This window comes from uncultured Tateyamaria sp. (assembly GCF_947503045.1).
Lineage (GTDB): Bacteria > Pseudomonadota > Alphaproteobacteria > Rhodobacterales > Rhodobacteraceae > Tateyamaria.
The window spans coordinates 103,124-115,284 of record NZ_CANNCF010000007.1; the positions used below are offsets into that span (position 1 = coordinate 103,124).

General features: G+C 55.7%; 11 protein-coding genes. 7 read left to right on the plus strand and 4 right to left on the minus strand.

Features of this window, described 5'->3' with window-relative positions; all coding sequences use genetic code 11:
* Positions 1 to 56: 56 nt before the first annotated feature.
* Positions 57 to 965 carry a LysR family transcriptional regulator gene (locus Q1A89_RS21430; RefSeq protein WP_299733426.1) on the minus strand — a complete coding sequence of 303 codons (909 nt, stop codon included), beginning with the start codon at positions 963 to 965 and terminating at the stop codon, positions 57 to 59.
* A 105-nt stretch (positions 966 to 1,070) separates the two neighbouring features.
* Between Q1A89_RS21430 and Q1A89_RS21435 the strand changes: the two genes are divergently transcribed.
* From Q1A89_RS21435 to Q1A89_RS21450, 4 genes are read left to right on the plus strand one after another with little or no spacing between them, the layout of a single operon-like run.
* The gene (locus Q1A89_RS21435; protein ID WP_299733429.1) at positions 1,071 to 1,373 is read left to right on the plus strand and encodes a DUF1330 domain-containing protein; all 303 of its coding nucleotides are present in this window, start codon (positions 1,071 to 1,073) and stop codon (positions 1,371 to 1,373) included.
* Positions 1,374 to 1,429: 56 nt separating this feature from the next.
* Complete coding sequence (locus tag Q1A89_RS21440) at positions 1,430 to 2,206, plus strand: CmcJ/NvfI family oxidoreductase (RefSeq protein ID WP_299733431.1); 777 nt, start codon at positions 1,430 to 1,432, stop codon at positions 2,204 to 2,206.
* Between the two features lie 28 nt (positions 2,207 to 2,234).
* Entirely contained in the window at positions 2,235 to 3,218 is a 984-nt protein-coding gene (locus tag Q1A89_RS21445; protein ID WP_299733432.1) for an LLM class oxidoreductase, read from the plus strand.
* Positions 3,215 to 3,979, plus strand: a complete 765-nt coding sequence (locus Q1A89_RS21450; protein ID WP_299733433.1) for an SDR family NAD(P)-dependent oxidoreductase — start codon at positions 3,215 to 3,217, stop codon at positions 3,977 to 3,979. Before Q1A89_RS21445 ends, Q1A89_RS21450 begins: the two co-directional genes overlap by 4 nt.
* A 237-nt stretch (positions 3,980 to 4,216) precedes the next feature.
* Here the strand turns inward: Q1A89_RS21450 and Q1A89_RS21455 are convergent, their stop codons facing one another.
* Complete coding sequence (locus Q1A89_RS21455) at positions 4,217 to 5,227, minus strand: IS30 family transposase (protein WP_299733434.1); 1,011 nt, start codon at positions 5,225 to 5,227, stop codon at positions 4,217 to 4,219.
* A 267-nt stretch (positions 5,228 to 5,494) separates the two neighbouring features.
* Positions 5,495 to 6,082: a TetR/AcrR family transcriptional regulator gene (locus Q1A89_RS21460; RefSeq protein ID WP_299506138.1), complete on the minus strand. Its 588-nt coding sequence runs from the start codon at positions 6,080 to 6,082 to the stop codon at positions 5,495 to 5,497.
* Between the two features lie 480 nt (positions 6,083 to 6,562).
* Between Q1A89_RS21460 and Q1A89_RS21465 the strand changes: the two genes are divergently transcribed.
* Positions 6,563 to 7,528: a dihydrodipicolinate synthase family protein gene (locus Q1A89_RS21465; RefSeq protein WP_299506136.1), complete on the plus strand. Its 966-nt coding sequence runs from the start codon at positions 6,563 to 6,565 to the stop codon at positions 7,526 to 7,528.
* A gap of 33 nt (positions 7,529 to 7,561) precedes the next feature.
* Here Q1A89_RS21465 and traA read toward each other — a convergent pair whose 3' ends face one another.
* Positions 7,562 to 11,353 (minus strand): Ti-type conjugative transfer relaxase TraA, encoded by a 3,792-nt coding sequence (traA, locus tag Q1A89_RS21470; RefSeq protein WP_299733435.1) that lies wholly within the window; start codon positions 11,351 to 11,353, stop codon positions 7,562 to 7,564.
* A gap of 269 nt (positions 11,354 to 11,622) precedes the next feature.
* Here traA and Q1A89_RS21475 point away from each other — a divergent pair, with 269 nt between their 5' ends.
* Together Q1A89_RS21475 and Q1A89_RS21480 are read left to right on the plus strand one after the other, a co-directional pair.
* Positions 11,623 to 11,850, plus strand: a complete 228-nt coding sequence (locus Q1A89_RS21475; protein ID WP_299733437.1) for a TraC family protein — start codon at positions 11,623 to 11,625, stop codon at positions 11,848 to 11,850.
* A gap of 28 nt (positions 11,851 to 11,878) precedes the next feature.
* The gene (locus Q1A89_RS21480; protein ID WP_299733439.1) at positions 11,879 to 12,103 is read left to right on the plus strand and encodes a hypothetical protein; all 225 of its coding nucleotides are present in this window, start codon (positions 11,879 to 11,881) and stop codon (positions 12,101 to 12,103) included.
* The last annotated feature ends 58 nt before the right edge of the window (positions 12,104 to 12,161 follow it).

Sequence of the window (12,161 nt, forward strand, 5' to 3'; positions counted from 1 at the left end):
TTGCAGACATCTTGATGCAATTTTTCGCCCCTCTAGTTCCTAACTTCATCACCGACTTATTGGCTCGCCCACGGAGCATGTCGTCCAATCCGATCTAGCAGGAAATCCATGAAGACCCTGACTTTCGCGGACAACACATTTGACTGTGGATAGATCAGCCAGAGGACCGTTTCCTCAGCAAGCCGGTACTCAGGTAGGACCCGTACAAGCGTTCCCGATACCAGTTCTTGATGTACGCTCCAAAGCGAATTTGCCGCTATCCCGGCCCCGGCCAAAGTCGCACACTTGTGGCTGTGACCGTCGTCAATAATCAAACGGCAATCCGCTTGTCTTGGAGCAAAGAGGTGTTTTGTACCATCTTCACCGATCAGCTGGTTTTCATCTGTGTTTCCGAACGCAATAATCTGGTGGTCGTTCAAATCATCCGGTGTTTCTGGATAGCCATGTTTTTTCAGATAGTCGGGCGAGGCGCACAAGATGCGCGTGTCATCCGCCAGCTTCCGACCTCGGAGACTTGAATCCTCAAGGGTCGCGTTTCGGAGTGCCAGATCAAAACTCCCTTCAATGAGATTAACCTGTTTGTCTGACAGATGGAGATCAAGCGTAAGATCGCGGTGCTGTGCCATGAAGTCCGGCAAGATGGGCGCGATATAGAGCTGTGCAAAGGTACTGGGAGCCGTAAACCGCAATGTGCCTGAAACGTGCTTCTTGCCCTGACCCAAGGCCGCGCGAGCTGCGTCTTCCCGCTCGATGATGTCACGCGCATAGGGCAAGAAGTCGGCACCCTCAATCGAAAGAGAAACCTGACGTGTAGAACGGTGCAACAGATCAGCTCCGACGCTCTTCTCCAGTTTCGCCATCCATGCGCTCGCAACCGATGGGGCAAGGCCAAGCTCACGGCCCGCTGCGCTGATGTTCAGCTTGTCAGCGGCGAGAACGAACAGGCGCAACGTTTCCGTATCCATATTATATCCAAAATCAGAATTCTGAACTCAATAATGAACTGTTTCTTCTGAATTTCAATGCCTCATATGTGTGAAGACAACCCGTCAACCAAAGGAGAGACCACTATGACCTATTATTCCGTTCTTGCAGTTACACCATCCAACGATGACTGGATTCCAGACTACCTGCCAATGGCCAACAAGCTGGTTGAAAAGCACGGTGGTAAATACCTCGCCCGCACATCAAGCCACGAACAGGTGGAAGGCGATGATCGTCCCGCCGCCTTGCGCATCGTGATGGAATGGCCGTCCAAAGAAGCCGCGATGAACTTTATGAACGACCCGGAATATAAGCCACATCTGGAAGCCCGTCACGCCGGATCCGAGAGCTATCACTTCCTGATCGAAGGCAAAGACGACCTCGCCTGATCTTCCAAGAGGCCCGGCGCATAGTGTCGGGCCTCGTCTTCCTAAGGGGTGAACACATGCCATGCACAGCCATCGTCAATTACCACATTCACTCAGATCAGCGTCAGGCGTATCACATCGACGCGGGCGGCGTAGTAGGTCAGATTATTTCGCCGCCGTATGCAGTGACAGAAATTGCTGTCCTTGACGTGCGAAGCGAAACAGATGTGAATTTCTCCAATGACAGTGTTGGGTTTTTCAAAGCACCCTCGCAGGTCAAAGGGCTCGAACAAGACAATAAATGGCAAGGGGCTTACGATCAGGAATTATCAACACTTCTGAAACGCGAGATTGGCGCAAAAGAGGTGGTTGTGTTCGACCATACCGTGCGAATAGATGATCCAAATTCCACCCGCAAACCGGCCCGCAATGTTCACAGCGATTATAGCCGCGAAGGCGCAGAGCAACGGCTGATTACTGTGCTGGGAGACGAAAAAGCCGCATCCTGGGCTAACGGTCACTATGCCTTCATCAACATTTGGCGTCCCATCGAAAACCCGATCAATTCTGCTCCGCTCGGCTTTGTGCGGCCATCCAGTGTTGCAGACCATGATTGGATGCTGATCGACCTGATTTATCCGGACCGCAAAGGCCACATCATGGGATTGGCTGCGAACCCCGATCATGAATGGGTTTATCAGTCGCGCATGACCCCGGACGAAGTGGCACTGTTCAACATCTATGACAACCAGGGGAAACCCTCTGTCGCCCATAGTGCGCTTGATCTGATCGAAGACCCAGCGCTGACCATTCCACGCAAAAGTATCGAGAGCCGGACACTGGTTCGATACTGACCCGCACCAACGATGAAAGGACGCTGATATGCCTGATGGCACTGCGACAAACAGTTTTCCCAAGCTGAACCGTGCCTATAACACGGTGTTCCAACCGGGTGCGCTGAGCATCGGCTTGGTCGTCCCGCTTGATGCCCATAGCAATAGTCCTACGCCCGACATGACACGCCATATTGAGCGGGCCCAACTGGCGGATGAACTTGGCTTTGCGGCGCTTTGGCTGCGGGACGTACCGTTTAATGTCCCGACCTTCGGTGATGCGGGCCAGATGTTTGATCCTTTCGTGTATCTCGGACTTCTCTCCGGCGTGACGCGCGACATCGCTCTTGGTGTCGCCAGTATCATTCTTCCGCTCCGGCACCCGGCGCACGTCGCCAAGGCCGCAGCTTCTGCGGATCAGTTGTCAGGCGGACGATTGCTTCTGGGGGTAGCGTCAGGCGACCGTCCCGAGGAATACCCCGCACTCGATATGACGTTCCCGGACAGGGGTGCGCGTTTTCGTGACAGCCTCGCCTATATCCGCGCGATGGCATCTGACTGTCCGACATACACGGGCAATCACGGGTCCATGCATGGCGATATGGATATGCTGCCGAAGCCTACAGCGGGACGCCTGCCGATCCTGATCACGGGCGGCAGTCAACAAAGCCCGGAATGGATTGCGGCCCATGGTGACGGCTGGATGACCTATCCGCGCGATGTAGGTGAGCAAGGGCGGCTGGTTGCAGACTATCGGGCGCGATCCACGTCCGCAGGGTTTTCGGAAAAACCAGTGATGCAGTCGCTCTATGTTGACCTTGTTACGGATGCAGACATGCAGCCCCAACCGATACACCTCGGGTTTCGTTCTGGCATTTCGTCTCTGAAATCCTACTTGGCCGAACTGCAAGCGCAGGGCATCAATCATGTCGCCCTGAACCTCCGCTTTAACCAAGCCGATATCGAAGACACCATGAAGCGCTTGGCTGACGACCTGCTGCCGGGCTTTGTCACACAAGGACCATTAAAATGATCAAGACAATTCTCATCACGGGATCAACGGACGGCATCGGCCTTCTGACTGCAAAAACGCTGAAAGACAGAGGGCATCAGATCATCCTTCACGGGCGTAGCGCGTCCAAACTGGCGGCAGCAGCAGCCGAGGTCGGCGGAGATGCCGCAACCTACAATGCCGATCTGTCCTCGCTTGAGGCGACGGCGGACTTGGCATCAGCCATCCGAGCAGATCATGATCATATTGATGTTCTCATCAATAACGCAGGTGTTTACAAGGTTCCAAACCCTGTCCTGCCGAACGGTCAGGATGTCCGGTTTGTTGTCAACACGCTGGCCCCCTATGCGCTCACAAAAGCTCTTTTGCCCATCATTCCGAAGGACGGGCGCATCATCAACTTATCGTCGGCCGCCCAAGCCCCCGTCGACATCCGCGCCTTGACCGGGGAAATCAAACTGGACGACATGGGAGCCTACGCGCAAAGCAAACGCGCTATCGCGATCTGGACGCAACAATTGGCGCAGGACCTCCCTGACGGGCCAGTGTTTCTTGCCGTCAATCCTGGCTCTCTTCTGGCGTCCAAAATGGTCAAGGAAGGTTTTGGCGTGGCGGGCAATGACCTTCAGATCGGAGCGAACATTCTCAGCCGCCTCGCGCTGGACGACGCATTTGTGGATGCAAGTGGCAAATACTGGGACAATGATTCCGGCAGTTTTGCGTCAGTGGCTTCAGAGAATGCAAGCGCGGTGATGACGGCGATAAAAGAACTGACATCGTAAAAGGGCATTTTGGGTCGCATAGCGGTCTTTCAGAGTTGGAGATTGGATGACCGGTTTGTCCCGCTTGTTGGACCTCCAAATCTTTTAGATCCGATGACAGCTTTGGCGCTGAGTGGGCGGTGTGCTATCAACCGGTAGCCCAGATTTGAGTCTCAAAATAGGAGTCTCAATTTTAAGAGCAATTAACAACGTTGGGGTGGTGAACTCATGCTGAAGTGCAGTTCCTGATATATCGTTTTACTCCACCCGTTTGAGGATCTCCATCAGCTTGGTTTCAAAGACCTCGGCAGGCGTGCAGTAGCCAAGGCACTTGCGCGGCGTTGCGTTGAGGCGGTGGCAAATCGACCTCAGATATCGATTTGTCAGCGCCGTCGGTTCCGTAGATCGAGGCAGATACTTTCGCAGTCTGTTGTTCGTATTCTCAACGGTGCCTTTCTGATAGGGCGCTTGCGGATCGCAGAACCATGCGTCTGCGCCGATCCCATTCTTGAGATGTCGCCAAGCGGAGAACTCTGTGCCGCGGTCGAAGGTGATCGACTGGCGGGCATCCGCGGGCAGGGGAGCGAGTCCTTGGATTAGGGATTCCATGATCGGTTTGGATGTCCGATCCTTATTGCGCATCACAACAGCATAGCGGCTGACACGCTCGACCAAGGATGTCACGTTCACCTTTCCATGCTCTCTACGGAACATCATCAGATCGCATTCCCAATGGCCAAACTCTGACCGCTCAGCGATGCGGTCGGGTCTGTATGACAGGCTTTGGGCATCGAAGATGTGACCACGCTGATGTCGTCGATATCCACGTGGCCTGCGGCGTCTGCGATGCTCGGGCAGGTGGCGAAAGAACTGCTCTGCGCGCCCGTCCTTTGAGTAGGCAAACCGATAGATCGTCTCGTGACTGACCCTGATCGGATGGCGCTCCAACCGCATTCGACCAGCGATCTGTTCAGGTGACCAGCCAGCCTTGAGCCGATCTTCGATGGCTTCCTTCAGTTCGGGATACATGATCATCTTACGGTGGATTGCGCGACGCTGTTCGTACTTATCCTGCGCGACGACAGCGTGATAGCCGTTCAGCTCCGGCAATTCGGTGTCCGTGTACCGGTTCCGTTTGATATCGCGGTAGATGGTCGAAGGGTCACGACCAAGGCGATCTGCGATCTCAGTAATTGGCATCTTAGCTACAAGCCAGTTGGCCAACTTGCGGCGTTCTTCCAGTCTCAGGTGACAGTAGTGGGTTCCCATTCAACATCCTCCATGCAAAGCTCTGTTTTAATACAGAATTTGCACTTCGTTTGTGAATCCACCGGTGCGATCAGTCTGTGACGCATAAGCTCTATTATGTTAAGTAAGTCAGCAGTGCTGACCTTCTTTCCGGTCCACTTGATCCCAAATTACTTCCGGAGCATCGATATGTATTCGCATGGCCGCCCTCGTTTTTTGCGATCACACTCCACAAAGATTGTCATGGTAAACAATGTTGCCAATCCGTTTGCTTTGCCGGGCAGCTGATTAGTCTATAGCGTTAAGCAGGATGTTTGCTAGATTCCGTGCGCGTCGCACACTTTTCGCATCGGAGAACAGCTGTGCCTGGCTGATTGCTCCATCAATCAACAAGTGAAGTGACAGGGCCATCTCAGAAGAGTCGTCTGCACCAAGATCGTCAAGATACCGCCTAAACATGGATATGATGGCTTCTTTATGCCGAACAGCGATTCGGCGTGCATTGCTCGACAAGTCCGGATGTTCATGCGCCGCTTTCAGAAACAGGCAACCAGTAAATCCCGCAGAACTTTTCAGTTGTGTCTTCACCCAATGTTCAATTGCGTCAAACACTGCAAGAATGGAAGTGTGTGCATCACAACCCTGATTTGCTGCAGCTTGGATGTCAGCCAACAACTGCTCTGAGCGTCTGATAAGTGCTGCTATTATTAAGTCGTCTTTGCTGTCAAAGTTGTTGTAAAGTGTCATGGATGCGACACCTGCGTCACGGGTGATCTGGTTGATCCCTGTAGCGGCAAATCCTTGCGTCGAAAACAGCGCTTCAGCCGTGTCCAATATCGTTTCGCGCTTACTCATTCGTCCCATGTTGATCTCCAAGCCTACCTTTCCATACATTGGTGTAGATAGACCTATCTACATACAAGCTTGCGGCATTCACATCAATGTGATGCATCAGAGCAAAATTAAAGCTTGCGGATCATCGGTATAAATAGATAGATCGATCTATCTTAATTAATCTGATTTAGTCCACGGACACTCGGCTCAAGTGAAATGTTCAACAAGATCGTCAAGCGGCAGTAGTAACAGCTCGGGCAAAGGGAGTCTTACATCGCTCAGCCACAAAAAAGTGGTGACGATTAAGGAAAACCAATGGCTTTTCGAAGGATGCCTTGCGTGATTGATACCACCTCCCTCGCCAATTCGACCTCGCCTTGCAGTAACCGGAGCGCGGCATAGGCGTATTGTCTCGGATCGCGGACTTAGGCGGCAACGATCACTTAGCTGAAAGCCAGTCCGGATTGCTTGGTGTGGCAATCTGAAACGTCGCTTGCACGGCAAGCATATAGGAGTAATAAGATGCGTCCCGAAGAACATCACTTAACATTCGAAGCTCTGGCGGGCGGAATCATCGCATCGACGCTGACACCGTTTGATGATGAAGGCGATGTCCTTTGCCGTGGTATCACCGATCAGGCCCGCAGGTTGACGCTTATCGATGGCGTTATCGGCATTGCTGTCAATACGACTGTGCGAGAGCGCTTGACGATGACACCGGACGAACGGCTTGAAGTTATTCGATGCACCCGTGCCGGATTGGAGAACGGTCAGATCCTGCTCTCTTGTGTGGGAGAATTGTCTGAAGCGGTCTTCGACGATGTGGCGACCTGCAAGGCGGCGGGCGCTGATGCCATCATCACCTTCCCAGCCAAATGGAAGACCGGCTTTGAGGGTCAGACTCTCTTGGAGCGGATCACCCATCTCGCAGCCCTGACCGACCGTCTTGCTCTGCCCGTGATCCTTGCCCTTGGCAATGGCGAGAACCGATGGGCCGAGGCGCCCGAAGACCTCGCTCTGGTGGCCACTACCGGCCGTCAGATCCTCGGCTTTGACATGGGCCATGACGACAATGTGCTGCGCTACGATCAGGACTACTACACGCTCAAGGGAACCGACAAGCCAATGGCCTTACTACCCTCCTCGGAAGGCGCCCTCTTCCACAATCTCAACACCGGTGGTGACGGTGTCTTGTCATCACTGGCCTATATCGCGCCGCACGAGGTGGCAGCCCTCTATAGCGCATCTCGCGATGGGCGTTTCCATGAGGCACAGGCCATACATAATCGGCTCGCACCACTGATCGCGATCATGAACGGTCATGATGTCGATACGCGCGAGATGCTCTGCCGTCAGGCGGCCCATAGACGCGGTCTGCTCGCCTCGCCCGATGCCCGGGGTCTGGACACCCCACTCTACCCGCATCTCGCAGCAAGTCTTCAGAGCGTGCTCGATGATATCGCGCTCAAACCCATCAGCTGGGTGTAGCGAAAGCACAAGCTACTCATATCGCCAGTACCGCTACCGCTCAATCCCGCGCGACTGGTCCTTACCGCGATCCGGTGTGCGATCCAGCCTTTGGATCTGTTCGCGCATCTGGCTCATCACGGGTATGGCATGAGCAACCCCATTGGCGCGCTCCTGAATGCGCATGCGCTCCGACGGTGATCGCGATCCCAAAGCCGGGTCCTGTTCGATCCCTTTCCGGATGGCCTCATCCCCTTTGCCGTATCGTTCGGCAAGACCCTGGCGGAACCGCACAACTTCCTGCGCCGAGGCTTTGTCCGTCATCAAGAGCCGCGTCTGATCGTCCTTCGCCGGTCCTGACGGCATCTGATGCACTTCCGCCATCCGCGCCATATAAGCGGTTGCTTCCGGTGACAAATCGGGGATCGGTTTGCGCATCGCAACGCCCTTTGCCTCGTGCCGGTCAACGATCTCGTGTCTGATCCCGTCGAGCACAATCAAATGCGCGTCCACTTTGCGGGCCATCGTCGGCGTCAGCTCCAGGGCCGTACGGCGATCTCCATTGGCGATCCCGAGCCGGGTCTTGCCCTGCACCTCGCCGAAGGTTTCCGGAGACCGTTCGATCTCGGAGACCAAGGCTTTGCGGTCCCCCTGCTCGGTGTACTGCGCGACCATCCGATCAACGGCCTGGTCGGGTTCAACGAAAATCCGGAAGGCCGCATCCTGCGCCAGGGCGAGGCTCGGCCGCGCCGCGATATCTGCGGCAGCGCGCGTACGGATGTCTCGATCTTCCAAAGGCGGCAAATCGGGCACGGCATCGATCAGTGGTTTTTCGGGCGGCATGTTGGACCTCACTTTGTCTGGTGTTTGGTCGGTGGAATGGTCAGGGGTTTGGGTCGGTGTGCGATCCGGTCCTTCCGTGAAGGCCGTAGCCCGCATGAGATCCCATGGCCGCACCCGTTCGGTCAGCGGCTGCAGCGTCGCCTGGGTTTCGGCCCATTGGGCGGCAAAGACCTGCTCCCAGTTTTCACGGGCGAAGGACTTCCAACCGTTGGGCAACCCATCCAGCACCGGTGCATCCTCATTCGGCTGATGAGACCCATGGGTCAGGATCGCGTCTTTCCGAAACACCGACCGAAGATCGGTGTTGAAGGATCGCAGCTCTTCCGCCGACAGCGCCAGGTTCAGCTCATAATGCGCCGAGCGTTCAAACCTGCGCGCCTTGCGACCGCGAATGGTTTCCGATGCGAGGTTGTGAGACAGGCGGTTGACCGATTGCTGCAGATGAACGGACATCTCAGGCGGCCGCGGTGCCGGCGGCGCGCGCCGCGCAGGCTCCTTGCCCGCGTCCCTTTCCGGCACATAGATTGACTTGTCGGGTGTGTTCTCGCGGTCCGGTGCGGGATAACGCAACCGGCCGAACTGTTCTGCCAATCTGTCGAACCGTTCACGCAGATATTGAACATTGGCTTTGACGAAGTCGGTAATGGTGCGCGTCGTCGGGAAGCCGCGCCGTTCGGCAAAGCCACGCACAACATCCTTGTAATCGACCCGGTCCCGATAGAGCGCGGTAGAATCCTGCAACCGATCATGGCACATCAATTCGACCAGTTCGTCCTTGCTGCGATAGTCCTCGCGAGAGGCATACAAAGACACATCATCGCGGTGCCGGGTCAGCGCCACGTAGGAAAGCTGAGCGTCCATTGTTGGGGACAGATAGACAAAGGCGCGATCGACCGTATTGCCCTGTTCCTTGTGAATGGTGCGGGCATAACCATAGTCGATATGGTTGTATTCATTGGCCCGCAAGGTGATCGGATCGACTTGTCCTTCCACCAACACTTTGAGCCGGTTCCTTTCGGCTTCTACCACCTGCCCCGTCGATCCGTTAAACACACCAAGGCTGCGTTCGTTCTTCAGGAACAGGATTTGGTCACCCGCTGCGAAGGGTTTTTCACCTCGTTCAGAAGCAAAGACATGCTCGTCCCCAAGCGCTTTTTTTGACTTCAGCATCTCCCGCGCTTCGACATTTAATGCGATCACATCCTTATTGCGGTGTGCCATGATCGTGACATCCGCCGACGCTTGGTGGTAGGGCACCCAGTCCGCGATCAAAGCAGCCCTAGCATCCTCATTGCTCTCGGACCAACCGAGCTTGTCGTGACCCAGATAGGCGGCAACACCATCGCCCGCCATGCCCGATCCGAAGGCGATCGCAGCCTTGCGCATCCATGGTTCATGCTGGCGGACGACAGAATCGAGTTCGCTATAGCCTGTCACATCGACGAAGGCGCGGAAGGCGGCACCGGCCTGAATGGGCTGCAACTGCCGCGCATCGCCAAGTACGATCATCCGCGCACCGGCCTCGTTCAGGGTGCGTGTGATGCTCTCCATCTGTCGTGAGGAGACCATGCCGGCCTCGTCCATCACAAAGACGGTTTTGGCATTCGGGAGCATGTCGCCCTTGGCCCATTGATACTCCCAGGAAGCCAGGGTCCGGCTTTCAATGCCCGCCTCCGAGCGCAGTTTATCGGCGGCAATACCGGCCAAGGCCCCACCCACGACCGTGTAGCCCTGGTGCTCAAAGGCGATCCGTGTGGCCTCGGTCGCAGTTGACTTACCTGCCCCCGCGTATCCCACCAAAGCCGCTGCGCCAGTCTCACGGGTCAGATGCCGGACAACCATTTTCTGCTGGTCTGTGAGGTCAAATCCACGCTTTGTCTCAAATGCCGCATAAGCCTTCTCAAGGTCCTTATCTGCAAGCGGGACCGACTGACGCCGTGCCAACCCGTCGATATTCTGCAGCATTTGATGCTCCAGCTCGACCATAGTGCGAGTCGAGAACACCGCCTCGCTTGTGGCATCCCCGGTGAACGGATCAAAGGCGGGCGCGGCGACCGGCACCAGCTCTTCATGCGCCCCCACATGGTAGAAAAGCGCCTGGAACTCCCCGGGCGTACATTCAGTCTTGTGAATCTCCCGCGCGATATCATGACGGGTGAACACGGCTTTCTGTGTGGTGATCTTTTTCAGGATCAGTGCCGGGTCGTCGGCATAGCGCAGATAGTTTTCCCGCGCGGCCAGTTTGGCCTTCTCGGCCAGTTCGGATACCTCACCGCGTGCATCCATATTGTCAGAAGCCGGTCCACGATGCTTGCTTGGGACTGCATCAATCCCAAGCTCTTTGAACGAGCGATGATCGACCCGGATGTCAAACCCATGTTTCGCCAGATGATGGTTTTGCGTCTCCGCCCAGGCGGCCCGCATCTCGCGCAAGCGCTCCATATCGCCCGCGAACTGCTCATAGCGGATCTTGCCGTCCGACCCGCGCAACACTCCGCCATCATCCCCAAGGACCGAAACACGCTTGGCTCCAAAGCCGGCATCTGTGAGCGGCCGCAATGATGTCATCAGATGCACATGCGGGTTGTCTGTCATGTCGTGATAGGCCCAATCCGCGACGATAGCGTGCGCCGAAAGCTCTCGCGATACGAAGTCTTGGACCAGCTCAATGTTCTGCTCGGTGGTCAACTCAACAGGCAGTGCCAGGACGATCTCGCGCATCAGCTGCGCGTCCTTGCGCCCTTCATTGGCTTCAACCGCGTTCCAAAAAAACGCACTTGTCTCCGGCGCTGAATGCTCCTCCGCGAACGCAGCAATCCACTGAGGCGCATCCTTCGGCAGCGCAAACTCCGAATGCGCATTGCCGCCCTTGCGGGAATAATCGATTTCTTCCGCAGTCTCTTCGCGCTCCATCTTGGCGCAATGCCGATAGGCAGCCGCGGCAACGGCGGACCGTCCGCCTCCCTTGCCGATGATCTGCGCCGAAAGATGGTAGATCGCCAAGTCCCGTCTCCTTTCCGGCCCGCCTGCGTTCGTTTGAGTTCGCTTCCGTCGACCAAGACCGTCTCAGTCGCTCAAGCGCGGCGATACACGTCTCTTCGTGCGGCCCTTCGAGGCCGCACCTGTCGCTTGCGACGTATAAGTGCGCCGTTGTTCCCAATTTTCTACCGCATATTTACCGTTATGTCTATCGTTATATATAGCGTTATTGTTTGAATTGATGTAGCGTTGATTCAAACACTCTCAGTGCCGATAGACAGGAGACAAAACCCATGGCCAGAAAACCCAAATCCGTTGTCGACATCGACAAAGAGATCGAAGCCCTCAAGGCGCAACGTGTTGCCGCCCTTGAGGCGCGCGCTGACCAGATCGGAAAGATCGCCGCCAAGGCCGATCTGACCACTTTGGAGATCACCGACGCGGAACTGCAGAAGGAGTTTCAGGCGATTGCGGACCGATTTCGCCGCAAGGCCTCTGCGTCCAATCCTGCAAACACTTGATGCAAAGATCACCAAGGGAGGCCAACATATGCAACGCGCCAAACACGCAGACCGGAAGCAAGAGACGCGCAGGAAAATCCTGATCGGAGAGGCTGCGATGCGCGCAGCCGCGTCTCATCTGCCGGTGGAAGAGATCGAAGCGGTTCTGGCCCACTATGTCGAAACGGGCGGCACCAAAGAACTCACTGACTTCGTTCGAGAGCGTCTGAAATCAGCTGCAGGACCGGTTAAGACTGGATCTGTCGCGGTTTGATGCCGCTCCTTTGATAGCATTTACTGCAACAAAGGAGACCGACTATGGGACCGAAACG